Below are 25,157 nucleotides of genomic sequence, written 5' to 3' on the forward strand. Positions count from 1 at the left end.
TGCTACGCACCGTCGGCGCGGGTCAGGCGCGCGAGTGTCGCCTCCGCCTCGGCCACGATGCGATCGATCAGTTCGGCGCAACTCGGCACGTCGTCGATCAGGCCGACGACCTGACCGGTCGCCATCACACCGATGTCGGCGTTGCCGTCGACGAGCGCCGAGCGGTACAGCATCGGCGCGTTGGCGGCCATGACGACCTGGCGCCAGCCGAGTTCGTGACTCTTCTTCATCTCGAGACCCTCGCGGATCATGTCCTTCCACGGGGTCCCCGAGAGCTTCTGGAAGGCAACGGCATTGCGCGCCGCGCGGAGCACGCGCTGCGGCCCCCGGGTGGATTCGAGCTGGTCGATGGTGCCGGCCCGGAGCACCCGCTGTGGCACGCCGTCGATCTCGAGCGTCACGACCGTGTCGTTGACGGACTTCGACAGGTAGACGTCCTTGACGGCCCGCGCCACTGGGGAGTCGCTGGTCAGCATGAACCGGGTTCCCATCGCGATGCCGTCGGCGCCGTACGCGAGCGCCGAGACCAGGCCGCGCCCGTCGAAGTAGCCACCGGCGGCGATCACCGGGATGTCGACGGCGTCGACCACCTGCGGCAGCAGCAGGCTCGTCGGGACGGCGCCCGTGTGACCGCCGCCCTCACCGCCCTGCACGACGACGGCGTCGACACCCCACTCCGCCACCTTCTCCGCGTGCCGGCGGGCACCGATCGACGGCACGACCACCAACCCGGCGTCCTTGAGCTTCGCGATCAGGTCCCGCTTGGGTGCGAGCGCGAACGACGCCACCTTGACGCCGGAGCGGATGAGCAGGTCGAGGCGTCTGCCGACGTCCTCCTGGTTGGCGCGCAGGTTCACGCCGAACGGCGCGTCGGTGCGGTCCTTGACGTAGTTGATCGCCTGCTCGAGCTCGTCGTAGCCGAGCATCCCGCCGGCGATGATCCCGAGACCGCCGGCCTCGGCGGTGGCCGCGGTGAGCTTGGCGTCGGAGACGTAGCCCATACCCGTCTGCACGATCGGGTACTTCACCCCGAACAGGTCGCACAGTCGGGTGTGCAGCGCGCTGCGGTTCGATTCGAGGATGGTCACGCGGGTACCTCCTTGTCGCGCAGGTTTCGTGGATCGATGACCATGCGGATCAGTTCGAGTTCCTCTGCGGTCGGAATACGGGTCTGCGGAACCGAGTCCGGGGTCACGAGGTCGAATCCCGTGGCGGCCACGACGTCGTCGACCGTGACGCCGGGATGGACCGACACCAGCCGCAGCCGGCCCGTGTCGGGTGTGAAGTCCAGGACCGCCAGATCCGTGACCACCCTTCGCAGTTCGTGGTAGCGGGTGGCCGCCGGCCCCGCCTTGCGCGCATTGTCGTAGCCTACGCCCGACACCATGTCGACCTTGGGCACGAACACCCGGGTGCTGTGCTTGGGCACCCAGTAGCTGGTGGGGTGGTAGACGGTGTTGCCCGGGGCACCGCGCACGCCCAGCAATTGCACCTTCGGCTGCGCATGATCGCCGATCGCGGAGATGTTGCAGTTGCCGTGCGTGTCGAGCTGGGTGGGGATCATCATGATGTGGCGCTTGCCGTTCCACACGAGATCGAAGATCTGGTTGAACGGCAGCCACGCCTCGACGTCGCCCTCGGCGGCGCCGCCGACGGCCCACGTGCCGCGGACCGCGCTGGCCTCACCGTCGGAGACCACGAGATCGGGCTCGAACGTGTGCCGTGCCAGGCGGACCCCGATCGCCGGGATGGTTCCGAACGCGCTGGCGATCACCTCACCGTTGCCGCGGTACGCCTCGGCGCATGCCACCACGCACACTTCCGCTCGCGTCGCTGCACTCATGCCGAAGCCTCCTCGCGCTCGTCGCGCACCGCACGCTGATACTCCGCTTCCGGGACCGCCAGGTAGCGGTCGACGAAGGCCTGCCACTTCTCCGGGTCCTTTGCCGCCGAGACGTATTCCCGCTGGAAGGCCTCGTCGCGGTCGTAGTCCGGGATGCACGAAGTGAAATGAGCACCCCCGGGTGCGGCGACCACTCCCGAGACCAGCAGGCGGGGAATCCGAATCGTCGACGGATGGGCCTCGGCGGTGAGTTCGGCCGTCGGGACGATGCGCTCACAGGAGACGTACACCTGCTCGGCGGCCATGCAGAACAGGTCGTCGAAGTACAGGTCCGGACCCAGGTACTGCGCGTTGCCGTGGGCATCCGCCCGGTTCATGTGCACGAGCGCCGCGTCGAGCGGGATGGCCGGCATCGCGACCAGCGTCTCGTCACCGTACGGGTCTGTGACCGTTCGCAACTCGGGATTGACGCGCATGACGTCCGAGCCCAGGCCGGCCCGCGTCGGCAGGTACGGCGACCGGATCCCCGCGGCGTACAGGCCCCACTGCAGCATGCCCTCGTCGTACTCGCTGACCTCGATCCGGCCCTCCTGACGGGCGGCGCGGAAGTGCGGGTCGAGCGGAATCGAGTCGAGCGAGACGAATCCGAAGACGACCTTGCGCACCTTGCGCGCGGCACACAGCAGACCCACGTCCGCGCCGCCGTAGGACACGACGGTGAGATCGTCGACGTCCGACCGCAGGATCTCCCGGACGAGCGACATCGGCTTCCGCCGGGATCCCCAGCCGCCGATCCCGATGGTCATTCCGGACCTGAGCCGGCCGACCACCTCTTTCTCAGTCATTGTCTTGTCCGACAATTTGTTCCATCCTTCGTCGATGTGCCACCGGCTCCCGGAGACCGGAACCGGTGGATGTATCAAACATTTGCTGCGCGATGCACGGCCCGATCACGGCACGTACTCGCGCATCCACTTCAGACCGCGGGCCAGCGCACTCTCGGCGCCCTCCTCGTCGATCGCCGGGCCGAGAAGTTCCAGGTCCACGACGCCGGCGTAACCCAGTTCGCGAACCTCACGCACCATTCGCGCCAGCGGTATGTGCCCGTCCCCCGGCACCCACCGGTCCGGCACCGAGGTGGCCTCGACCCGGTGGTCACCGATCTGCACCAGCCGGATCAGGTCGAGGTTGTCGGCGAGCGTGCGCATCAGTCCGCGCTCCTGCCACGCCGAATACAGGTCGACGCACAGTCCGACACCCAACATGCGGGCCAGTTCCGCCGCATCCGCGACGGAGTGCACGAAACTGATCCCCGACCGGATCGACATCGTGTTCTCCAGCGCCAGGTCCACCCCGCATTCGCGAGCACGATCCACGAACGGCGCGAACCGCTCGAGCACCGCCGAGGCGGCGTCCTCCCAGGACAGCGCCCCGGACCCGCCGGATGTGAAACACACCGTGGAAGCGCCCATTTCCACCGCGGCATCGACGGCCTGCCGCAGGTTGGCGATGTTCGCGGCCCAGCCGGCGTCGTTGTCGGCCATCGCACGAACCCCACCCGCGACGAACTCGACGGGCAGGCCACCCGCCTCGATCGCCTCGATCGACTCCCGCCAGCCCTGACGCGTCATGGTGGCGGCGAGCAGCCCGAACCGGTCCGCCCCGATGCGGCGCAGCATCGCCAACGACTCCTCGACGGGCCGTTCGGCCGTCGCGGCCAGGCAGATACTGAGAGCGGGGAGTCCGTCAGCGGACGATACCCGAGACAACTGATGCACGAATCCTCCTGTCGCAGTGCAGGTGACGATGTCCACATCGTGGCGCCGTCGCAATGTAGCAAATGTTTGATGCGCCGTATAGTCTCGTTCCGAACCGGCGATCCGCGCCGGTCACCAGCAGTCCCGCACACGGAGGTAGACATGGAGTGGTCGGAGCGCCACACCCTGATCATGGAGCAGGCCGCAGAGCTGTTCGCGACGAAGGGCATCGCGGGGACCAAGGTCCGCGACATCGCGGACGGTGTGGGCATCCTGTCGGGGAGCCTCTATCACTACTTCCCGTCGAAGGACGCGATCGCCGACCTGATCGTCTCGCGCTACCTCGACGACCTCACCCACGAGTACAAGGAGATCCTCGAGTCGACGAGCGACCCGCGGACCCGTCTCGACGAACTGGTCAAGGCGTCGTTCCGCGTCAGCCAGGCCCATCCGCACGCGTCGGAGATCTACCAGAACAACGGGACGTATCTCCGTAAACTTCCCTCCCACAGGAAGATCCGAGCGGCCGCCCGGACCACCAAGGAAGCCTGGATGACGGTGATCGAGAAGGGCATCGCCGACGGCGCGTTCCGCTCCGATCTCCCCGCCGAACTGCTGTACGGGCTCATTCGCGACGCCGTCTGGCTGTCACTGCGTTGGTTCACCCCCACCGGCGATTTCGGAATCGACCAGCTCGCGGACTCCGTCGTGTCGGTGTTCCTGGAAGGTGTCCAGGCCAAGTCCTGACAGAAAGGTTTGCGATGAGCAGTCTCACCGATACCGGGATCCGCGACGAAGCGGTCTCGGCCTGGTTCGTCGAGCACATCGACGGTGTGCGCGGACCGGTGCGCCTCGAGCGCATCGCCGGCGGCCGCTCGAACCTGACCTATCTGGCGACCGACGAACCCGGCGCCCGATGGGTCCTGCGGCGGCCGCCGCTCGGCATGGCGCACTCGCGTGCCCACGACGTCCTGCGCGAGGCCGAGGTGCTCGACCGTCTGCGGGAGACCCCGGTCCCGGCGCCGCTCGTTGCCGGCAGGTGCGACGACGACGCCGTCACGGGTGCACCGTTCTTCGTGATGAACCACATCGACGGGGTGGTGCTCCGGGACCCCGAGACCGTCACGGCCACGGTGCCCGACGACCACCGGCCGGCGGTCGCAACCGCACTGGTGCGGGCGCTCGCCGACATGCACGCCGTCGACCCACGTGACGTCGGCTGGGGCGAACTCGCGGATCGTGACGACTACGTGTCCAGGCAGTTGCGGCGCTGGTCCACGAACTGGGCAGAGGACCGCGTCCGCGTCCTCGACGACATCGGCCGCGCCCACGACCGACTGGTCGAACGCATCCCGGTGCAGGGACCCGCACGTATCGTCCACGGCGACTTCCGCCTCGACAACTGCCTGTTCTCCCCCGACGGCACGATCGGCGGCATCCTCGACTGGGAGCTGGCGACCGTCGGAGACCCGCTCGCGGACCTCGGTCAGCTCCTCGCGTACTGGGCCCACCCCGACGACGAGGTGTGCGCACTCGAGAATCCGCCCACCCGGGTGCCCGGATTCCCGTCGCGCGACGCACTGATCGAGCAGTATCTCGCCGCCGTACGACCGGACACGGTGCCCGACATCGACTTCTACATCGCCTACAACTGGTGGAAGATCGCGTGCATCGTCGAGGGTGTCTACACGCGGACCCTGCGCGGCGCGATGGGCGCGAGCGACCGTTCCCCGGAGTCCTTCGGCGCCCAGGCCGAGCGGCTCGCGGCCCAGGCGTGGCGGTACGCGCAACGGCTCTGAACTCGGCCGTTCTACCCTGGGACCCATGTCGGCACCTCAACGCCCCACCTTCGGGCAGTACGTGGGATACCAGTTCGGGCGGACGCTGCCGCCGTCGCTGCAGGACTGGGTCCGCAACGATCTCGTCGGCCCCGGCGCCTCGGCGCGCTACCTGATCCGGTTCACGGTCCCGGTGCTGCCCATCCTCGCGCTGTTCCTGCTCATCCCCGGCCCGGTCTGGGTTCCGCTGGCGATGATGGCGCTGCTGTTCCTCCCGCTGGTGTACTTCGCGATCGCGCTGATGCGGGTGTACCGCCGGCACCGGCTGGAGAGCCACGGACTGGACCCCGACCTGGTCGCCGAGAAGGTGCAGCGTCGCGCCGAGCGGATCCGCGACGACTACGAGCGGCGTCACGGACGCGGCTGACCAGCCAAGTTACCGACCGGTCAACTAGGGTACCGGGTGAACCGACGAAGGGAAGTAACCATGAGCGAGCCGGTGGCCACCGCCGACTTGGCCGACGAGATCGGCCCGGAGATCCGCAGCTGCGACACCCAGTTCATCCAGTTCGGTGCACGGGCAGCGTTCTCCGGACCGGTCACCACCATCAAGTGCTTCCAGGACAACCTGCTGGTCAAGCAGACCCTCAGCGAGCCGGGCAACGGCGGCGTCCTGGTCGTCGACGGCGACGCGAGTGTGCACACGGCCCTGGTCGGCGACATCATCGCCGGGCGCGGCGTCTCCAACGGCTGGGCGGGCGTCATCGTCAACGGCGCGGTGCGCGACTCGGCGATCCTGCGCACCCTCGACATCGGCATCAAGGCGCTCGGCACCAACCCGCGCAAGAGCACCCAGACCGGTTCCGGCGAGAAGAACGTGCCGGTCTCCTTCGGCGGCGTCACCTTCAACCCGGGCGAGACGGTCTACAGCGACGACGACGGCGTCGTCGTCCGCTGACTCAGACGCGTCGCAGGTGGCCGGCGGTCCAGTCGGCCACCAGCGACCGCACCTCGGCGTCCACCGGTTCGCGCACGAGCTTCCGGTACACGCCCAGCGACGGCGGGTTCGGATCCCGTCGGAGCAGGTGCGTCAGATCCGGGACCCGCACGGTGTCCACGTTGCCCGGGACGAGGTCGGCGATCGCCGCGAGATCGTCCGGATCGACCTGGATGTCCTTTGCGCCCGTGATGGCCAGTACCGGCGAATAGTTCTCCCGTAGAAGTGGTTTCGGATCGAACTCCAGGAACTCCCGGAACCACCGCGCATTCACCTTGCGCGTGCCGAGGCGTGCGACGTCGCCCTCGCTGTGCGCCAGCTTGTCGAAGGCCTTGCGCTGCCTGGCCTGCACGTCGATCCGGAGCAACCCGAGGATCGACCGCACCGCACGCGGCTGTCCGTCGACCGCCTTGCCCAGTTGCCACAGCAGCACGGCCCGCCCGGTCGCCGCGGGCCCGGCCAACAGCACCACCGCCGCCGGCGCGCCGCCGTCGCGGGCACCGAGGGACATCGCCAGACAGGCGCCCTCGCTGTGACCGATCACCGCGACCGCATCCCGTACGAATTCCCCTGTCGTGCGCAGCCATTCGACGGCGGCAGCGGCGTCCGCCAGGTTGTCGCCGAACCCCGCGGTCATGTAGTCGCCGCCCGACGCGCCGACGCCACGCTTGTCGTACCGCAGCGACGCCACCCCGTTCCGCGCCAGTGCGTGCGCGATCGCCCGGCTGACCCCGATCGGCATCCGGGGGTGGTCGCCGTCCCGATCGATCTCACCGGAGCCGCCCAGGACCAGGGCCACCGGACCCGACTCTCCCCCGCTCGGCACCGCGAGCATGCCCGCCAGCGTCGTCCCGTCGAAGGATTCGAAGGTCACCTCCCGCTCGGTGAACTCGGGCCGCCCCGCCGACAGCGCTTCGCGCACCCGCTGCGCGACGGCCGTCGCATCCGGGGTGGTGACGATCAACCGGTCGAAGTCCGCGCCGGCCGCGGTGCCGACGGTGTGCACCCGCAAAGCGGGCACGCCGCGGTGGGCGACGGCGAACGTCCGCAGTCCCCCGCCGCGCCACGTGCCGATCCGGACCCGACCGGGAACCGCGAGACCCGGCGCACGCATGCCGCGTATGTTCGCGAAGGCGTCGGCGACGACGTCGACGTCGCGGACGTACCCGAGCGGGATGGTGATGTCGCCGCGCAGCCCCGCAACCTTCTCCCCGCGGGACAGCATGATCGTCAGCGCACTCGCGGTCACCGTCATCTCGGCCATGGTGTTCCTCCGTCCACCCGCGGAGTGCCGTTCTCACCGACGAGAACGCCGTCGAACATCAGTATGCCCGGTCGCCGACGAGCGCGAACGCAGACAGCGGGGCCGACGGATCGATCCGTCGACCCCGCCCGGGACGCGCTACCGGCCGCCCCTCCCGTGGCGGCGCAGCAGCACCTGGGTCGAGTGCCGGTAGGACGCGGGACGCGCGGGCAGGAACCACTGCGACAGTCGGGTGAGCGGCCCGACGTTCGCATCGATCTCGTCCAGCACCTCGTCGACCTGCCGCAACGAGAACGGAATGATGTTCGTGCCGCGGGCCGGCTTGCCCTCGCTGCGTTCGATCATCCAGTCCAGCCGCATCCGCACGAAGGCGCGCCGCTCCTCGAGCGCCGGCAACTGCGTGCCACCGAGCATGTGATCGGCCGTCCACAGTGCGGCGGCCTCGGCGCTGAGCGGGCTGAACAGCGACGAGCCGTATCCGACGAAGTACAGATTCGGGACGTCGAGCGGCAGAATCTGCCGGTAGAGCAGGAAGTTGCCCTCGTCGTCGGTCAGCCGGTCCTGCATCTCCTCCGTCAGGAACGGCACCCGCTGCTGGAAGCCGGTGGCGCACACGACGACATCCGCGGGCACCACGGTGCCGTCGCTGAGCTCTGCGACCGGCTTGCCGTCCTTCTCGTGCAGCGCGGAGATGACGGTTCCGCGGCGCACCCCGATCGTGCCGTCCGCCACCTTCTCGTAGAACTGCTCCGTCGCCAGGCTCACCGCGTGCCGGACGATCCGCTCGAACGAGCCCTCGGGCACCAGTCCGACTCGATCGAGGAGCAACTGCTTCCGTGCGACGGACTGGACGGCGCCGAGCAGTCCGTTGCGCAGGAAGCGACCGGGACCGGTGAGGAAGCGTCCGAATCCACGCTGATCGATGTGCCCGAAGAGCCCCTCGCTCAGTCGAGTGAGCAGAATGTACTTGTAGTTCACTACGTTTCCGAGCTTCCGCGGCATCTTCCAGGTGACTTCGCGGGCCACGACCGTCATCGAGGCGGAGACCTCGCTGAGTGCCTCGGCGACGTCGCACGCCGACTTTCCGTAGCCCACCACCAGGATGTCCTTGCCCGCGGCGTCCCCGAGACTGTGGAAGTCGGACGCAGCACACAGTCGCCCGCCGGCCTGCTCGTAGTCCGCCACGCCGGGATACGGGGGCACGAAGGGGTCGCAGAAGATGCCGTTCGCGATCACGAGCCGGTCGTACTGCTGCTCGTCGACCCGGCCGGACCCGACGTCACGGGACGTCACCGACCAGGCCCCGCTGTCCTCGTCCTGGACGGCCGCGGTCACCTCGGTGCCCAGGCGCAGGTGCGGCTCCAACCCGAAGTGCTCGGCGTACCCGGCCAGGTACCGCTGCACCTCTTCTCCAGTGGGCCACTCGGGATAGTCCCTCGGCATCGGAAAGTCCGAGAAGGCGTAGGTGCCCTTGTTGTTCTGCGTGGTCACCCCCGGGTAGCGACGCGTCACACTCCACACCCCGCCGACGTCCGGCGTGCGGTCGTACACCGTGACGTCGAAGCCGAACTGCCCGAGCACCTTCGCCGAGGACAGGCCCGCGACACCCGCGCCGATGATCGCGACTCTCACGCGAGTGCCTCACCGAGGAACTGTCCCACCAGCTGCTGGAAACGGTTGGCGTGCTCGATCTGGGTCCAGTGGCCGCACTTCCCGAACACGTGCAGCTGCGAGTTGGGGATGGTGTCGAACATGTGCTGGGACGCCGCCACCGGAACGACCCGGTCCTCGCGGCCGTGGAGGATGAGCACCTCGTGTTCGATCTTCGCCAGCGCGTCGTCGGGCACGATCTGGGCGTCGAGGTGGCGCTGCCGCGGCTCGGGGAACACCATCTCGAACGCCTCCTGAGCGCCCGGGCGAATCGTTGCGCGGTAACGCAACTCGGCGAGCTCGTCCGTCACGAGCGACCGGTCGTACGCCATGATGTCCATGATCTTCTTCATGTTCTCGACCGACGGGGTGTAGCCCCACAGCGCGTCGAGTTCCGGGGTGAAGTCGAACTTCACGCCGCCGGCCCCCATCAGGACGATGCGACCCAGCCGGTCCGGGAACCGTGTCGCGAGGTGCAACGCCAGACCGCCACCGAAGGAGTTGCCCACCACGTGCACCTTCGGGATGTCCAGCCCGTCGAGCAGCGCCAGGATCTGGTCGATCCACGTATCGAAGATCTCGAACCGCGCAGGCTCGGGCAGCGAGGTGTGGCCGAATCCGACCAGGTCGGGTGCGATCACTCGAAAGTTCTCTGCGAGAACAGGAATCAGACCGCGCCAGTTGGCCCAGGCGGACACGCCCGCTCCCGAACCGTGCAGCAGCAACACCGGGTCGCCGGTGCCGACGTCGTGATAGTTGGTGTCGAAGGATCCGGTCCGCAGACTCTTCCCGATCTCGGGATTGATGTCGGTTGTCATGTCGAGTCCTAGCTCTGGAAGACGGACGCCACGGCCGCGAGCAGATCGTCCTGCGGTCGTTCGGGCGACGGGTAGGCACGCTTGCTGTGCGCGAGTCCGGTCTGCACCAGCATCTCGCACATCTTGTAGGCCACGACACCGGGATTGAGCACCGGAACGTCGAGCACGGACGACAGGTAGGCGTGGCTCTGGTGCATCGTCGTCGAACCCAGGACGATCACGTCGGCGCCGTCCTCCTCCACCGCGGCCCGGGCCTCGCGTTCGAGCGCGGCGAAGACGAATTCCTCCTTGCCGGCCAGCAGTTCGGCGGCGTCGGGGCGGACACCGATGTCGCGCACCGACGCCAGGCGTGCGGTGAGCCCGTTCTCGCGCGCCGCCTTGTGGTAGAGCTCGTGCCACTGCGGCCACATCGTCACCACCGAGAACCGCTTGCCGAGCAGGCACGCGAGCAGCATCGTGGCCTGGCTCGGTGCGACGACCGGGATCGTCAACCGCGACCGGAGGGCCGCGAGCGCGGAATCGCTCATCGAGTTGACGCACACGCCTGCGTACCCCTGCTCCTCCGCCCGGCATCCGGCGTCGAGCACGAAGGCGTCCGCGAGCGTGGTCTCGTAGGCGCTGTCGAGCGCGCCGCCACCCGCGCGGGCCGACACGAAGACGTTCTCGAATGCCGGGTGCACGAAGTCACCGGAGAGCTGGGATGCGAACGCGTCCAATGCCTCCGGCGGCACCGGGACCGGCACGATGTTCAGTACACGATTCACAGTTCGAGTTCCTCTCTGGTACGAGTGAGGGTGTCGACGACGGCGTAGGCGACCGCACGGGTCGCCATCATCACGTCGGACACCGATGCAACGCCCATGCCGCCCAGCCCCTCGTTCAGTTCGTCGGGGGCGGTCGCGGGCGGCCAGGGATAACCAATTCGGGCACAGGGGATTCCGAGACGACGGATCAGGGTGCCGTCGGTCTGGCCGCCGAGCAGCGGGGTCGTCTCGTAGGGCCGGCCCTCGACCTCCTCCCAACCGCGACGGCAGGACTGGATGATCCAGTTCGACGGATCCGTCATGCCGCCGGGGAGGGAGCCGTACGTCTCCCAGTCCAGTTCGATGTCGGGGTGACGACGCCGCACATCGGCGATCATCTCCGCGAACTGGTGCCGGACGTCGGCGGGGGTGACCCGTGGGTTGACCCGGACGTCGAGGTAGACCTCCGTGGTGGCCGACGGGAACGCCGGCTTGTCGGGGCTGCCGGAGCGCACGGCCGAGATCCAGCCCTCGGGCAGGGTGGATCCCGAAGTGTTCCGTGCGGTGTACTGCGGCAGCCACTGCTCGATCTCCTGGATCACGGTCGCGGCCGGGACGATCGACGAGCGGAAGCCCTCCGTGCCCCGCGTGATGCCCGCGTAGCCGAACGTGCCGCGCACCGACACCTTGAACCAGCACATTCCCGGTTCCTCGGGGTACACCGCCCACCACGGCTTCAGCACGACCGCGTGGTCCGGCATCATGCCGTGGGTGAGCATGTGGAACACGCCGCTGCTCATGCCCACGTGGTCGCGGCCGCTCATCGTCACCGGCATGCCGCCGCCGGCGAATCCGATCGCGAGGTCCCCGATCAGCGGGAGGTCCGCGTCGACGACCGCGTTCATCACCTCGGTGAGTCCGGCGACCATGCACTTCGGGTTCGAGGCGCCCAGTCCGATCACGAGATCGCCGTCGACCTTCGCCTCGGGAATCATGTCGGGGCGCAACGACTTCCCCACCCACGGCACATCCGACTCGGGATCGATGTGGGTGTCGATGGGCGCGTACAGCAGCAGACGGCTTCCTCCGCCCGTTCCGCACAGCTCACCGACGGCGTTGCCGGTGTTCTCCGAGACGGGCTGGTATCGCGCGTCGATCCCCACCCGATCCCGGAGGTGGGTCGCCATGAACTCGGACGCGGCCCGCTCCTGGCCCGTCGGGCTGTGGATGTCGATCAGGTCGACCAGCAGGTCGCGGAACCGGTCCGGATCCAGCTTGGAGCAGACCTTCTCGTACATCTCCCGACGCGTATCGTCGAGCAGCAGCCGTACCGTCGTCTCCGGCTCAGTCACGTTCGTCCTCCTCCGGTTCCGGGCGCGCCGCCAGTCCGACGCCGTCAGTGAGGCTGGTGGCCACCCGAACCAGCGCCTGGTCGGCGTGTGCCGGCGCGATGAGCTGGATTCCGAGCGGCAGCCCGTAGGCGCCTCGCCCGGTGGGCAACCCGACCGCCGGACAGCCGCTCACGCTGGCCAGCTTGTTGAACACCGGATCGCCCGTGCTCGCCAGTCCCGCCGGCGCCTCGCCGGGCGCCGCGAGGGTCAGCAGCAGGTCCACGTCCGCGAAGGCCCGGTCCACGAACGCTCGCGCAGAACGCAGTACCCGACGCGCCCGCTGGATCTCGCTCGCCGGCGCGGTCCGGCCGGCGAGGAGGAAGGCGTGCAACTGGTCGCTGATCCGTTCCGGACAGGGACGGTGGATCCGCTCGGCGAGGGCCGCGGACGCCTCGGCCGCCATGAGGAGGGTGTGCGCGTCGTCGAGTTCCGCGAGATGCGCCGGCACCTCGATGTCGCGGACGTCCGCCACCACTTCGCCCATGCCCGAACGGAACTCCTCGAGCATGCGCGCGGCGGTGGGGGTCGCCCGGTCCGCCCACGGCGGGCGGAGCACGCCCACGCGCATGTCCCGCAGCGCCGGCAGGATCACGGTGTCCGGGGTGTGCACCCCGTCCGAGGCGAGGGACTCGTCCAGGGCGCCCAACCATGCGGGATGGCGGGCGAACCCGCCGACGGTGTCGAGGGTGAGCGCCACCGGGAGCACCCCGTCGAACGGCCACCGGCCGTACGTCGGCTTGAGGGTGAATACGCCGCAGAACGAGCCCGGGCGCAGCACCGAGCCGGCCGTCTGCGTGCCGAGGGCCAACGGCACCTGGCCGTCCGCCACCGCGGCCGCCGAACCACTCGACGAGCCGCCGGGAGTGTGCCCCAACCCGTGCGGGTTCCGAGTCTCCGTCGGACGATAGGTGGCGAACTCGGTGGTGGTGGTCTTCCCGAGGATCACGGCCCCGTCCCGGCGCAGGCGCCGCACCACCTCGGCGTCCCGCTCCGGACGCCAACCCGTCCACAGCTCGGAGCCGTAGCCGGTCGGCTGATCCCCGGTCTCGATGATGTCCTTGAGGCCGAACGGGATTCCGTGCAGTGCCGAGCGCCGCGGCTCGGCGTCGCGGGACCGGGCCTGCGCCAAAGCCAGATCGGGATCCAGGTGGGCCCACGCCTTGATCGCGTGGTCCCGGGCATCGATGCGTTCGAGACAGTGTTCGACCGCGGCGGAACTGAGGTGCTCGTCGGTCAGGATGTCCGCGAAAGGCGAGGAGACGACTGACATCCCGCTCACTCCGCCTTCTGGGGTTCGTGACCCCAGCGAGACGGCGAACGGAAGGTCTTGACCTCCCAGCCGTCGGAGTCGACGAGGTCGCCGCCGTAGCCGATCTCGATAGCGAATCCAGAAGGGGTGCGCAGGTAGAACGACGTCACCCCGTCGTTGGTGTGCCGGCCGAAGGTCATCTGCAGCGAGATGGCGGCGTCGTTGACGATGTCGTAGGCGCGGCCGACGTCGTCGAGCGATGCCACCTCGAGCATCAGATGGTTGAAGTCCCCGCCCTGGAAGCTGAAGCACTCGTTCATCAGCGCCAGGCTGTGGTGACGCGGATTGCAGTGCAGGAACGTGGCGTCCGCACCGTCCCACACGATGTAGTCCGTCAACCGGAATCCGAGGACCCGGGTGTAGAAGTCGACCGCCTTCGGGTAGTCGTTGCACATCAGGACGACGTGGCCCAGGCCGAGCTCACCGGTGACGAAGCCGCTGATCACGCCGCCCTGTGCCAACGGCAGGTGATCGATCGTAGGGCCGAAGCACACCTCGTTCGGGAACCCGTCGGCGTCGACGAAGCGGAAGGCCGCCACCGCCATCCGCTCCTCCGGCGCACCCGTGGAGATCCACTCCACAGCGATGCCCTCGGCGTCGACGCGCTCTGCGATCGCCCGGAGCTCCTCGAGGTTGTCGACCTCCCACGTGATGGACCGGATCCGGTCCTCGGACGCGGGGTACAGCGCGATCCGGTGATGGTGATCGTCGATGCGGATCAACAGCGGGTCCCGATCGGACTCGCGGGGCCGGGCGTGCAGGCCCAGGAGGTCGACCAGCACGTGGCGCCACGCCTCGATGTCCGTGACGTCGACGCTCAGGGCGCCCAGACGGGAAATACTCATCTCTTGCCTCTGTTCGGAAGTCGAACCGCGTCGCGGCGCAGCTCGATCGCGATCTAGCTGGGAAGGAACTGCTCGGCGTGGATTCGCTCCGCCGGCATCCCGAGTTCGAGCAGGCGCTGCTCGGCGGCCTGCAACATCGCCGGAGGGCCGCACAGGTACGCGGACGTCTGCGGATGCGCGACGTCATCCGCCGTCAGGACGCTGACCGGATTCCCGACCAGGACGTCGGGGATCTCGACAGGCTCGTCGACGACGACCCGGACCGCCAGGTTCCGCATGAAGCTCCGGCGCGCGTCGAGCTCGTCGAGGTGGAACAGGTCGGCCCCGCGGGTGCAGCCGAACACGAGACTGATCGGGTGATCGTCGCGCGCGGTCTGCAGGGTCTCCAGCATCGACAGCATCGGCGCCAGACCGGTTCCGCCGGCGATCATCAGTTTCGGACCCGAATCCTCTCCGAGCCCGAAGCCTCCGATCGGCCCTTCGATTTCGATCTGGTCGCCGACCGCGGCACTGCTGCGGAGGTAGTCCGACATCACGCCGGACGGGAGCACCCTGATGGTGAAGGAGAGCTTCTTCCGGTCGCGTTCCCCCGACGCCATCGAGTAGGAGCGCCACTCGTCGGTGCCGGGGACCCGCATCCGGACGTACTGACCGGCACGGAACGAAAACCGCACCGACTTGGGGAGTTTGAGCTGCAGCTCGACCACCGACTCACCGAGCCGGCTGACCGCACCGACCTTCGCGGTCGTGGCGATCACCGGATGCTCGTCCAGCATCGAGGCCGGGTAGTCCAGTTCCACCTCGGAGTCCGCGAATGCGTGCGACTGGCACAGGAGTCGATGGCCGGCGGCCATCTCCTCCTGCCGTAGCGAGTAGACCCTGCCCTCGGGCATCATCACTTCGCCGCACGCGACCCGACCGACGCAGGTTCCGCAGGTACCGACCTTGCACTGACTCACCAGTCGGACACCGGCCGCGTTCGCTGCCTCGAGAATCGTGGTGCCGGCCGGCACCGAAATGGTCTTCGTCCCGTCCGTGAACTTGAGGTGGACGTCGTTCGTGGTCACTGCATACTCCGGAATTGCGTCGATCGGGGCGATGGACATGGTCAGTCCTCGTCCTGGAAGGGCGACTCGAAGAAGCCACGCGGGTGGCGCGCCGCCATCTTGCGCCAGGCGACGATGGAGTAGTCCATGTCGCACAGCACTTCGTTGTTCCAGCCGTCGAACCTCGTGTAGTGCTCCTCGGTGGCCTCGCGGGCGAAGACGTCGCTGTTGTTGAAGCCTTCGAGCGCCAGCGGCAGCATGAAGTTGTCGTACTTGAAGTTGAACTCGGCGATGTCCTCGTCGGTGGTGGCCCGAGTCGCGATGATCTCCCAATACTCGTGGTGGTGATCGTCGATCGGGACGTAGAACTCGTACTGGACGACGTCCGTGATCGGCCAGTGCTCCACCATGAGGACACCCGGAACCCACAGCGAGGTACGGAAGTAGTGCGGCACCGTGCCGCGCGCCTTCATGTTGACCTTGGGGTTGTCGAGGACCGGCTTGTAGAGGTCCGGGCGGTCGTACCGGTTCATGACGCCCTTCGGCCCGTCCGGGATGTCGATCTCCTCGGTCGCCGAATCGGTGAGGGCGTTGACGCCGAGCGGCAGCGCCCGGTCGAGCGCCACCAGGATCTGGTTGTCCCAGTGGACGAGCAGGTGTCCCGGGTCGAGGCCGTTCTCGGCGGCCAGGCGCCAGTTGCCGACCAGCTTGCGGTGGATGCCGCGGATCACGATGCCCTCGTCCAGGAGGTGCGGCACCGGATTGTCGTTGGGGTCGTTGGTGACTCGCGCGGGCAGGTCGCTGCTCAGCGGCGGCGGGGTGCCGTAGTCCTCGTCGCCGACGAAGACATAGATGATGCCGTTGACCTCTTCGGCGGGGTACGTGCGGATGCCGGCCTTGCCGATCAGCGAATCGTCGGGGTTGCCGACGATCGTGGTGAGGCTGCCGTCCTCGAGGCCGTACGTGAAGCCGTGGTACCAGCACGTGATGGTGCCCTCCGACAGGCACATCGGCTTGGCCGACAGCTTCACGCCGCGGTGCATGCAGCGGTCCGAGATCGCGTACGCCTTGCCGGCCGAACGACGGACGGCGATGTCGTGGCCGCCGATCGTGATGCCCTTGACGGTGCCGTCCTCGAGTTCGTCGGACAGCAGTGCGGGATACCAGTGGTTGGCGTAGCCCCAGTCCGCCTTGACGTAGGGCGCGTACTGCCGGGTGACCCCGGCGGACGAGCCGCTGTGGGAAGTAGTGGTCATCGAGACCTCCGTGTGGTCTGAGATGGGATGTGGCTGTCAGCTGCGTAGATCTGCGCCGGATGTGCGGGGCCCGGGCTGTGGGCCGCACGTTCTGAGAAGTCGAAACACTCGCGGTGTTGCGAGTCACAGTATCAGTTGTCCATGGAGTGTCAATAGAAATTTTATGAATGATCTATGAATCAGTTCAATGTTTGCCTTCATTGGCCCTGATACCGTTGCACCACAGCGCGTATCGATTTCGGATGCCGCGCCGCCAGGTCCACGCCGAGCGAACAGCGACGGAGAAGATGAGCAGCACCGAGCCCACGTCACCCGGACAGCCCGAGTCGCTCGCGCCGGGACGGCGCTGGCACCTCGCGGAGAACGCCTACGAGGAGGCGCTGACGGCGTTCGAGTTCGCAATCCTCCAGGTGGAGGGCGGGTTCCAGCGTTTCGCGGTGCAGGCGATTCGCGTGTCCGCCGATCTCGATCTGGCGTTCAACGAGGTGGTCGCGCTGCACGTCGTGCGCATGCAGGAGCGATCGAAGGACACCGCCACGATCGCCCAGCTGACCAACCGGGACGACCTGCCGAATCTCCAGTACAACCTGCGCAAGTTGGTGAGCATGGGGCTGCTCGAACGGACGAAGTCCGGGACGTCGTCGGTGTTCACCGTCACCGAGAAGGGGCGCGAGATCACCGACAGGTACGCGCAACTGCGTCGGCAGACGCTCGTTTCCAACCTGGAGGAGCTGAGCGACATCACCACCAAGATGCATCACGCGGTGCGGTCGATGCAGGTCCTCACCGGGCTCTATGAGGCGGCCAGTCGCGAGATCGCCGCCATCAACACCGCAGTGTTGTTCGAGCCCCTGCCCGACGACGAGTCCGCGGCCGTGGACGCGCCGCCGAAGACCGCCGGCAAGACCCGCTCGCGGAGCAAGCGCACCCAGTCCTGACGGTCGGTCCGGTCAGGACAGGAACCGCTCGATCGCGTCGCGTACGACCAGCGCCTTCTCGCCGTACACCTCGTAGAGATCCGGGGTCAGCCGCGAGGCGGGACCGGAGACGCTGAAGCAGCCGCGCAGGGCTCCACCCCGCCCGCGCAGGGCGACCGCGACGGCCGCGATCCCGTCGTGCAGCCCCTGGTCGGTAACCGCGTACCCGCGGCGGCGGATCTCCGCGATCTCCCGACGAAGCGCCGCCGGATCGGTCACGGTGCGCTCGGTCAGCGGGGCGAGCTCGGCCGACAGGAACTCCTCGACCTGGGCGTCCGGCAACGACGCGAGGTACGCCTTGCCCGTCGACGCCGCATGCAGGGGCAACCGCGTCCCCAACGGGAGGAAGGCCCGCAGCTGGTGAGCGCTGTCCAGGCGCTCGATCAGCACCAGCTCGCTTCCGTCCGGAACCGCCAGGTGGACGGTCTCTCCGGTCTCGGCCTGCAACCGGCTCAGCTCGGGAAGCGCGACGTCGCGCAGATCGTCGCCGGCCGACATCGCACTGCCCAGACTGAAGGCCCGGCCGGTGATCACCCAGCGTCCCGCGTCGCCCGTCGCGGGGCGCAACCAGCCGGCGTCGGCGAGGGTCTTGAGGCACCGCTGAACCGTGCTCTTGGGAACGTCGAGGCGCTTACTCAGCTCCGACAGTCCGACGGGCTGCGCGGCCGCGACCTCCTCGAAGACCCGGAGCGCGGTGAGAACACTGTTCATTCAAGACCTTTCACACGCGTCGGTTGACGGCGAGCATCGCGGGCTATACGTTAGCCGGACCACAATGTAGCACGTCGGTCCACAATGCGGACCGACCGTGATTCGACACCGTCCGGTAGGGACTTCGAGAAAGGACCCTCCACCGATGACCACCCTGATGCCTCGACCGCTGCTGACGTCGCTCGCCGATCCCGGCAACGGCGGCGAGGATCGCCACGCCGTCCGCGTCGGCGACGCCGCGCTCACCCGATCCGAGCTGATCTCGGCGGCAGCCGCCGTGGCCGACGAGATCACCGGCGCCACAAGCGTTGCCATCGACGCGACAGCGAGCATCGAGACGGTGATCGCGGTGACCGGATGCCTGATGGCGGGTGTGCCGGCGGTCCCGGTGCCGCCGGATTCGGGCCCGGCCGAACGGAATCACATCCTGAAGGACTCGGGCGCGCAGCTCTGGCTCGGCGCCTACCGAGAGGACGTCGCCCTCCCTTCCGTCCTGGTCGATTCACGGGCGCGATCGGGATCGACCCACCGCGAGCCGGATCTCGGCTCCGCGGCGATGATCATGTACACCTCCGGAACCACCGGGGCCCCGAAGGGCGTCGTGCTCTCCCGTTCGGCCGTGGCGGCGGGGCTCGACGGACTGGCCGACGCGTGGGACTGGGGCCCGGACGACACCCTCGTGCACGGGCTTCCGCTGTTCCACGTGCACGGACTCATCCTCGGCGTCGTGGGCGCACTCCGACACGGCTCCCCGCTCGTGCACACGGTCCGACCGACGCCGGAATCCTATGCAGCAGAAGGTGGTTCGCTCTACTTCGGCGTCCCCACAGTGTGGTCCCGGGTGTGCGCCGACGAGGCGGTCGCCCGCGCGCTCGGTTCCGCACGGCTCCTCGTCTCGGGCAGCGCTCCCCTCCCGGTGCCCGTCTTCGAGCGCATGCGGGCACTCACCGGCTCCGCTCCGATCGAACGCTACGGAATGAGCGAGACCATCATCACGCTCAGCACCCGGTTCGACTGCGAGCGCCGACCCGGCTGGGTGGGGCTGCCGCTCCGCGGAGTGGCGACCCGGCTGCGGGACCAGGCCGGCAACCCGGTACCGCACGACGGAGAAACGCTCGGACAGTTGGAGATCGCGGGCCCGACCCTCTTCGACGGGTACCTGGGCAACTTCGAGAAGACCGCCGAATCGATGACCGACGACGGATGGTTCAAGACCGGCGACATCGCCGTCGTCGACGAGCAGGGCTTCCACCGCATCGTCGGGCGCGAGTCGATCGACATGATCAAGTCCGGCGGCTACCGGATCGGTGCCGGCGAGGTGGAGCAGGCATTGCTGAACCACCCCGACGTCCGGGAAGCCGCGGTCGTCGGCGTGCCCGACGACGATCTCGGACAACGGATCGTCGCCTACGTCGTCGGCGACTGCGACGATCACCGCGAACTGTCGAACTTCGTCGCGCAGACTCTGTCGATCCACAAACGTCCCCGCGAGATCCGCGCCGTGGACGTCCTGCCCCGCAACGCGATGGGCAAGGTGCAGAAGAAGCTCCTCGTCGAGGACTACCGGGCGGGAAGGTGAGTACGCCCGCCGATCCGGGTCGGATCCGGATCACGATCGAGCAGCGCGTCGCCGCCGTCACGATCGACAATCTCCGCCGCTACAACGCCCTCACCGGAAAGATGCTCGAGGAGTTGACGACCGGGCTCGGGCGGCTGGCCGACGATCCGGCAGTGGACGTGGTGGTGGTGGCCGGCGCGGGACCGCACTTCTGCGCCGGGATGGACATCCGTGAACTGCGCTCGGCGCGGAAGTCCGGTGTCCGGATGGAGGATCGGGTCACCGACGCCGAGGAGGCACTCGCCGCCTTCCCCAAGCCGACGGTCGCGGCCATCTCCGGATACTGCATCGGCGGCGGCGCACAGCTCGCGCTGGCGTGCGACATCCGGGTGGCCGCCGAGGACGCCGAGTTCGCGGTCACACCGGCGAAGCTCGGTGTGATCTACCCGGCCCGGACGATCACGCGACTGGTCCACACCCTCGGGCCCGCCACCGCGAAACACCTCGTGCTCACCGGTGACCGGATGGACGCCGAGACCGCTCTGCGGGTGGGCCTCGTCGCGGAGGTCGTACCCGAGGACCACCTGCACACCCGCGCGTCGGTCCTCGCGGAGACGATCGCCTCGAGGTCCTCGATCACCCAGCGGGCCGCGAAGCAGATGATCGACGCGACCACGCGAGGCGGGATCGACGACGAGCTCGAACGGTACTGGACCGGCGCTCCCAACCCGGATCTGCAGATCGGCCTCGACGCGTTTCTCTCCGGTACGCAGCCGAAGTTCACAGGGTCGGGCCTACACACTGTGCGCCGGTGATCGGTCCGTCCTCGTGAGCGCGAACGCGTCCCGTCAGTCGGCGGTCGGGGCGCTCACCCGTGCGGCCAGGCCGCCGATCTCGACGACGTCACCGTCGCGCAACTGCCGGCCACGTCGCTCCTCGACCTCGCCGTTGACGCTCACCAGCCCGTCCGCGATGACACCCTTGGCCTCAGCGCCCGATTCGATGAGGTTCGCCAGTTTGAGGAACTGACCCAGGCGGATCGACTCGTCACGGATCGGCACCTCGTCAACAGCGTCAGACATGACTCCATCTTCCCCCCTCTCCCCAAACAGCTCGGAAACGCCTCACACTGGAGTAAGACACGACGCTGTAACCGAGAGGACGTTGATGGCCACCAGCACCGGTACCCCGGTCGACGCGGCGGACAAGCGGGAAGAACGCGGAACACCGCTCGCACCGAAACGTGGACGCCTCGCCGAGGTCCCGCACATCGCGGGCCTGATTCTCGGCGTGTACTCCGTGCTGGTCTTCCTGTGGAGCCTGTCGCCCGCGCTGCGGTTCCTCCTCCACACACCGCGGTTGTACGTCAACAACTACTACTTCGACGCGCCCGACACGAGCCTGTCGTGGGCGGTGGTCGTGGGGCTGGTGGCTGCGGCCCTGGCGAGCCGTAAACGCATCGCCTGGTGGCTGCTGACGATCTACATGGCGTTGTTCGCGATCGTCAACGCACTCGAGGCGGCGATCGACAAGAACGTCAGCGCCGCCGTGGCCTGCGCGGTACATCTCGTCGTCGTCGGGATCCTCATCGCGTCCCGCAAGGAGTTCTACACCCACGTCCGACGCGGCGCAGGCTGGAAGGCACTCGGCGTCCTGGTCGCCGGACTCGCCGTCGGAACCCTGCTCGGCTGGGGCCTGGTCGAGATGTTCCCGGGCACGCTGCCGCGGAGCGAGCGTTTCCTGTGGGCGCTCAACCGCGTCACGGCCCTGTCCGTGGTCGAGAACGAGCAGTTCGACGGGCATCCGCACGCGTTCGTGAACACACTGTTGGGTCTGTTCGGCGCGCTCGCGCTGCTGGCCGCTGTGATCGTGCTGTTCCGGTCGCAGCGGGCGTCGAACGCGTTGACCGGAAACGACGAATCCGCCCTGCGCGGACTGCTCGACGGCTTCGGCAGAGGCGACTCGCTCGGATACTTCGCGACCCGTCGCGACAAGGCGGTCGTGTTCGCGCCCAGCGGCAAGGCCGCGGTGACGTACCGCGTCGAGCTCGGTGTGTGCCTCGCCAGCGGCGACCCGATCGGCAACCCGGAGGCGTGGCCACACGCCGTGGACGCGTGGCTCTCGCTCTGCTCGCAGTACGGGTGGGCACCCGCGGTGATGGGCGCGAGCGAGGCCGGCGCCACCGCATACAAGCGTGGCGGCCTGTCGGTGCTGCAACTCGGTGACGAGGCCATCCTCGAGACCCGCGACTTCACCCTCAACGGTCGCGAGATGCGACAGGTACGGCAGGCCGTCCACCGCATCCGCAAGCAGGGCGTGACCGCCCGGATCCGCCGCCACCGCGATATACCGCCACAGGAGATGGCCGACGTCATCTCGCGCGCCGACAACTGGCGGGACACCGAGACCGAACGGGGGTTCTCGATGGCTCTCGGCCGACTCGGCGACCCGCTCGACGGCGACTGTCTGTTGGTCGAGGCCGTCGGCGAGGACGGGGGCGTTCTCGGGATGCTCTCCCTCGTGCCCTGGGGACCCAACGGCGTCTCGCTGGACCTGATGCGTCGGAACCCGTACGCCCCCAACGGCGTCGTCGAGTTCATGGTCACCGAACTTGCTGCCCGTGCCGACGAGTTCGGTGTCGTCCGGGTATCGCTGAACTTCGCGGTGTTCCGATCCACCTTCGAGGAGGGCGCGCGCATCGGCGCCGGTCCGATCCTCCGGATGTGGCGGTCGATGCTGCTGTTCTTCTCGCGCTGGTGGCAGCTCGAGGCACTGTACCGCTCCAACGTCAAGTATCTGCCCGAGTGGGCGCCGCGCTACCTGTGCTTCGACGACAACCGGCACCTGCCCCGCGTGGGCATCGCGTCGGCCGTCGCCGAAGGCTTCCTGACCCTCCCCTCGTTCAGGCGACACACGAAGGTGTCCGCGTCCGCGCACACGGGCACCCGCACCGCCGTACCGGAGGCGTTGGCGGACTCGGGAATCCTGCACGCCGACGGCAGCGCACCCGACATCGTGGCCGCTTGCGAGACCGGCGCCGGGCTCGCGTCGCCCGAACCGGCGGGTCCCCGCCGTCCCGAGCAGGTGCGGGTGCGGCTGGACAAACTCGCCCGACTCGCCGACGAGGGCGTCGACGCCTACCCCGTCGCCTATCCCCCGACCCACACGGTGGCCGTGGCCGCCGCGTCACCCGAGGGGACGCGCGTGCGTATCGCGGGGCGGCTGTTGCGGATCCGCACGTACGGCGGCGTCGCCTTCGCGGTGCTGCGGGACTGGTCCGGCGACATCCAGGTGCTGATCGAACGCACCAGCGTCGGCGACCGCCTCGACCAGTTCGCCGGCGACTTCGACCTCGGCGACCTCATGGAGGTCAGCGGCACCATCGGTCGCAGCCGCAAGGGCGAGCTGTCGCTGCTCGCGACGGACTGGCGGATGAACGGCAAGTGCCTGCACCCGCTGCCCGACAAGTGGAAGGGCCTGACCGACGCCGAGACGAAGGTGCGACAACGCTACGTCGACCTGGCGATCAATCCGGAGTCGCGTCGACTGCTCGCCGCGCGCACCGCGATCGTGAAGTCACTGCGCGACACGCTGTCCGGCCGGGACTACCTCGAGGTCGAGACGCCGATCCTGCAGCGGATCCACGGCGGCGCCAACGCGGCCCCGTTCGTCACCCACATCAACGCGTACGACCTGGACCTGTACCTGCGCATCGCGCCCGAGCTGTTCCTCAAGCGCCTGTGCGTGGCGGGCATGGAGAAGGTGTTCGAGATCGGGCGCGTGTTCCGCAACGAGGGCGTCGACTTCAAGCACAACCCGGAGTTCACGATCCTCGAAGCATACGAGGCGCACAGCGACTACGAACGAATGATGGTGGTGTGCCGCGAGCTGATCCAGAACGCGGCCGTTGCCGCGCACGGCAGCCAGACCATCATGCGCCCCGGGCCGGACGGCGAACTCGTCCCCGTCGACATCTCCGGCGAGTGGCCCGTCAAGACGATGCACGGCGCCATCGCCGAGAAGCTCGGAGTCGAGGTCACGCCCGAGACGTCGCTCGAGGAACTACGGAAGCTGTGCGACGCCAACGACATCGAGTACAACAAGTCCTGGGACGCCGGCGCGGTCGCGCAGCAACTGTACGAGCACCTGGTCGAAGGGCAGACCGAGTTCCCGACGTTCTACACCAACTTCCCGACGTCGATGTCGCCGCTGACCCGGCCGCACCCGACGATCCCCGGCGTCGCCGCGAAGTGGGACCTGGTGGCGTGGGGCATGGAACTGGGCACCGCCTACAGCGAGCTGACCGATCCGATCGACCAGCGGCGGCGGCTGACCGAGCAGTCGCTGCTCGCGGCCGGCGGTGACGCCGAGGCGATGGAACTCGACGAGGACTTCCTGCAGGCCCTCGAGCACGCGATGCCGCCCACCGGCGGACTCGGGATGGGCGTCGATCGCATCGTCATGCTGATCACCGGCGGTAGCATCCGCGAGTCCCTCGCATTCCCGTTCGCGAAGCCCCGGAACTGAGGTCACGGTGTCATCTACGGTACGGCGCTATGCCGTTGCCGCACTCCTCATCGCGGGTGCGGTCCTGTACTCGTCGTGGGTTCTGGCGTTCTTCCTCAGTCCGAGCGGAAACCCGTTCGAGGGCTTCGCGAGCCAGCTCGCCGCGACGGACCAGACGCACGGGATCCTCTACCGCAGCGGCGATCTGCTGACGGGCATCGTGCTGACCGTCGCGGCGGTGCTCGGCCTCACGATCGAGCCTCGACGGTTCCTCACCACCGTCGGCTGGCTCGCGCTGGGCGTGTTCGCGGTCGGCACCATCGCCGATTCACGGCTCCCCCTGCGGTGTTCGAAGCCCGCGTGCGAGGCGGCGCAGGTGCCGCTCACGCATCAGTGGCACGCCCTGACGAGCACCGTGTCGGTGACGGCCGCGGTGGTCTCCGCGGTCGCGTTCATCATCGCGATCTTCGTCTACCGCGCGCCGCGGGCCATGTGGTGGTGCGGCCTCACCGTCGTGGTGCTGTTCCTGATCGGCACTCTGTGGATGCTCGTCGGCGTCGACGACCCGTCGGGAAGCCACGCCTGGCTCGGCTTCGCGCAGCGCGTCGAACTGCTGTCGATGAGCGGGTGGATGGTGCTGGTCGCCGCGACGGTACTGAGCGACCAGACCTGGGGAGACCTGCACGGGGTGTCCGGTTCCACGTGAAA

At 68.4% G+C, this 25,157-nt stretch carries 24 protein-coding genes; 9 read left to right on the forward strand and 15 right to left on the reverse strand.

Annotation, left to right across the window (positions count from 1 at the left end):
- Positions 1–2 precede the first annotated feature (2 nt).
- The 4 genes from ABI214_RS13580 to ABI214_RS13595 all read right to left on the reverse strand — a co-directional run bounded on the left by ABI214_RS13580 (position 3) and on the right by ABI214_RS13595 (position 3,621).
- Positions 3–1,088 (reverse strand): NAD(P)H-dependent flavin oxidoreductase, encoded by a 1,086-nt coding sequence (locus tag ABI214_RS13580; protein WP_348603067.1) that lies wholly within the window; start codon positions 1,086–1,088, stop codon positions 3–5.
- Entirely contained in the window at positions 1,085–1,843 is a 759-nt protein-coding gene (locus tag ABI214_RS13585) for a CoA-transferase subunit beta (protein WP_348603068.1), read from the reverse strand. Before ABI214_RS13585 ends, ABI214_RS13580 begins: the two co-directional genes overlap by 4 nt.
- On the reverse strand, positions 1,840–2,703 hold the full coding sequence (locus tag ABI214_RS13590; RefSeq protein ID WP_348603069.1) for a CoA transferase subunit A: 864 nt from the start codon (positions 2,701–2,703) through the stop codon (positions 1,840–1,842). Before ABI214_RS13590 ends, ABI214_RS13585 begins: the two co-directional genes overlap by 4 nt.
- 90 nt (positions 2,704–2,793) lie before the next feature.
- Entirely contained in the window at positions 2,794–3,621 is an 828-nt protein-coding gene (locus ABI214_RS13595; protein ID WP_348603070.1) for a sugar phosphate isomerase/epimerase family protein, read from the reverse strand.
- A gap of 141 nt (positions 3,622–3,762) precedes the next feature.
- Between ABI214_RS13595 and ABI214_RS13600 the strand changes: the two genes are divergently transcribed.
- The 4 genes from ABI214_RS13600 to rraA are packed head-to-tail and all read left to right on the forward strand — an operon-like array spanning position 3,763 to position 6,336.
- Positions 3,763–4,347 (forward strand): TetR/AcrR family transcriptional regulator, encoded by a 585-nt coding sequence (locus ABI214_RS13600; protein ID WP_348603071.1) that lies wholly within the window; start codon positions 3,763–3,765, stop codon positions 4,345–4,347.
- A gap of 14 nt (positions 4,348–4,361) precedes the next feature.
- Positions 4,362–5,399, forward strand: coding sequence for a phosphotransferase family protein (locus ABI214_RS13605; protein WP_348603072.1), 1,038 nt, complete (start codon positions 4,362–4,364; stop codon positions 5,397–5,399).
- 25 nt (positions 5,400–5,424) lie between these two features.
- Positions 5,425–5,805, forward strand: a complete 381-nt coding sequence (locus tag ABI214_RS13610) for a DUF5313 family protein (protein WP_348603073.1) — start codon at positions 5,425–5,427, stop codon at positions 5,803–5,805.
- A 60-nt stretch (positions 5,806–5,865) separates the two neighbouring features.
- On the forward strand, positions 5,866–6,336 hold the full coding sequence (rraA, locus tag ABI214_RS13615) for a ribonuclease E activity regulator RraA (RefSeq protein WP_348603074.1): 471 nt from the start codon (positions 5,866–5,868) through the stop codon (positions 6,334–6,336).
- A gap of 1 nt (position 6,337) precedes the next feature.
- Here rraA and ABI214_RS13620 read toward each other — a convergent pair whose 3' ends face one another.
- The 9 genes from ABI214_RS13620 to ABI214_RS13660 all read right to left on the reverse strand — a co-directional run bounded on the left by ABI214_RS13620 (position 6,338) and on the right by ABI214_RS13660 (position 16,697).
- Positions 6,338–7,639, reverse strand: coding sequence for an alpha/beta hydrolase family protein (locus tag ABI214_RS13620; protein ID WP_348603075.1), 1,302 nt, complete (start codon positions 7,637–7,639; stop codon positions 6,338–6,340).
- A 138-nt stretch (positions 7,640–7,777) separates the two neighbouring features.
- The gene (locus tag ABI214_RS13625; protein WP_348603076.1) at positions 7,778–9,271 is read right to left on the reverse strand and encodes a flavin-containing monooxygenase; all 1,494 of its coding nucleotides are present in this window, start codon (positions 9,269–9,271) and stop codon (positions 7,778–7,780) included.
- A complete protein-coding gene (locus ABI214_RS13630) occupies positions 9,268–10,107 on the reverse strand; it encodes an alpha/beta fold hydrolase (RefSeq protein ID WP_348603077.1) in 840 nt (279 codons plus the stop codon). The genes ABI214_RS13625 and ABI214_RS13630 overlap by 4 nt, the downstream gene beginning before the upstream one ends.
- An 8-nt stretch (positions 10,108–10,115) precedes the next feature.
- Positions 10,116–10,871 carry an aspartate/glutamate racemase family protein gene (locus ABI214_RS13635; RefSeq protein ID WP_348603078.1) on the reverse strand — a complete coding sequence of 252 codons (756 nt, stop codon included), beginning with the start codon at positions 10,869–10,871 and terminating at the stop codon, positions 10,116–10,118.
- A complete protein-coding gene (locus tag ABI214_RS13640) occupies positions 10,868–12,202 on the reverse strand; it encodes a M20 family metallopeptidase (protein WP_348603079.1) in 1,335 nt (444 codons plus the stop codon). Before ABI214_RS13640 ends, ABI214_RS13635 begins: the two co-directional genes overlap by 4 nt.
- The gene (locus ABI214_RS13645; protein ID WP_348603080.1) at positions 12,195–13,511 is read right to left on the reverse strand and encodes an amidase; all 1,317 of its coding nucleotides are present in this window, start codon (positions 13,509–13,511) and stop codon (positions 12,195–12,197) included. The genes ABI214_RS13640 and ABI214_RS13645 overlap by 8 nt, the downstream gene beginning before the upstream one ends.
- Positions 13,512–13,516: 5 nt before the next feature.
- Positions 13,517–14,395: a VOC family protein gene (locus ABI214_RS13650; protein ID WP_348603081.1), complete on the reverse strand. Its 879-nt coding sequence runs from the start codon at positions 14,393–14,395 to the stop codon at positions 13,517–13,519.
- Between the two features lie 53 nt (positions 14,396–14,448).
- Positions 14,449–15,501 carry a 2Fe-2S iron-sulfur cluster binding domain-containing protein gene (locus tag ABI214_RS13655; protein ID WP_348603082.1) on the reverse strand — a complete coding sequence of 351 codons (1,053 nt, stop codon included), beginning with the start codon at positions 15,499–15,501 and terminating at the stop codon, positions 14,449–14,451.
- 2 nt (positions 15,502–15,503) lie between these two features.
- Positions 15,504–16,697 carry a Rieske 2Fe-2S domain-containing protein gene (locus ABI214_RS13660; RefSeq protein WP_348603083.1) on the reverse strand — a complete coding sequence of 398 codons (1,194 nt, stop codon included), beginning with the start codon at positions 16,695–16,697 and terminating at the stop codon, positions 15,504–15,506.
- A 287-nt stretch (positions 16,698–16,984) separates the two neighbouring features.
- Here ABI214_RS13660 and ABI214_RS13665 point away from each other — a divergent pair, with 287 nt between their 5' ends.
- Positions 16,985–17,635 carry a winged helix DNA-binding protein gene (locus tag ABI214_RS13665; RefSeq protein ID WP_348603084.1) on the forward strand — a complete coding sequence of 217 codons (651 nt, stop codon included), beginning with the start codon at positions 16,985–16,987 and terminating at the stop codon, positions 17,633–17,635.
- Between the two features lie 12 nt (positions 17,636–17,647).
- On the opposite strand, the gene ABI214_RS13670 is transcribed toward ABI214_RS13665, so the two are convergent.
- Positions 17,648–18,385: an IclR family transcriptional regulator gene (locus tag ABI214_RS13670; protein ID WP_348603085.1), complete on the reverse strand. Its 738-nt coding sequence runs from the start codon at positions 18,383–18,385 to the stop codon at positions 17,648–17,650.
- Between the two features lie 145 nt (positions 18,386–18,530).
- Here ABI214_RS13670 and ABI214_RS13675 point away from each other — a divergent pair, with 145 nt between their 5' ends.
- Both ABI214_RS13675 and ABI214_RS13680 read left to right on the forward strand, forming a co-directional pair.
- Entirely contained in the window at positions 18,531–19,964 is a 1,434-nt protein-coding gene (locus ABI214_RS13675; protein WP_348603086.1) for an acyl-CoA synthetase, read from the forward strand.
- Positions 19,961–20,758 carry an enoyl-CoA hydratase/isomerase family protein gene (locus ABI214_RS13680; protein ID WP_348603087.1) on the forward strand — a complete coding sequence of 266 codons (798 nt, stop codon included), beginning with the start codon at positions 19,961–19,963 and terminating at the stop codon, positions 20,756–20,758. The genes ABI214_RS13675 and ABI214_RS13680 overlap by 4 nt, the downstream gene beginning before the upstream one ends.
- Before the next feature lie 33 nt (positions 20,759–20,791).
- On the opposite strand, the gene ABI214_RS13685 is transcribed toward ABI214_RS13680, so the two are convergent.
- Complete coding sequence (locus tag ABI214_RS13685) at positions 20,792–21,025, reverse strand: RNA-binding S4 domain-containing protein (RefSeq protein ID WP_127917901.1); 234 nt, start codon at positions 21,023–21,025, stop codon at positions 20,792–20,794.
- 85 nt (positions 21,026–21,110) lie between these two features.
- Between ABI214_RS13685 and lysX the strand changes: the two genes are divergently transcribed.
- Together lysX and ABI214_RS13695 are read left to right on the forward strand one after the other, a co-directional pair.
- The gene (lysX, locus tag ABI214_RS13690) at positions 21,111–24,470 is read left to right on the forward strand and encodes a bifunctional lysylphosphatidylglycerol synthetase/lysine--tRNA ligase LysX (protein ID WP_408587000.1); all 3,360 of its coding nucleotides are present in this window, start codon (positions 21,111–21,113) and stop codon (positions 24,468–24,470) included.
- A 7-nt stretch (positions 24,471–24,477) separates the two neighbouring features.
- Entirely contained in the window at positions 24,478–25,155 is a 678-nt protein-coding gene (locus ABI214_RS13695) for a DUF998 domain-containing protein (protein ID WP_348603088.1), read from the forward strand.
- The last annotated feature ends 2 nt before the right edge of the window (positions 25,156–25,157 follow it).

This window comes from Prescottella soli (assembly GCF_040024445.1).
GTDB lineage: Bacteria > Actinomycetota > Actinomycetes > Mycobacteriales > Mycobacteriaceae > Prescottella > Prescottella soli.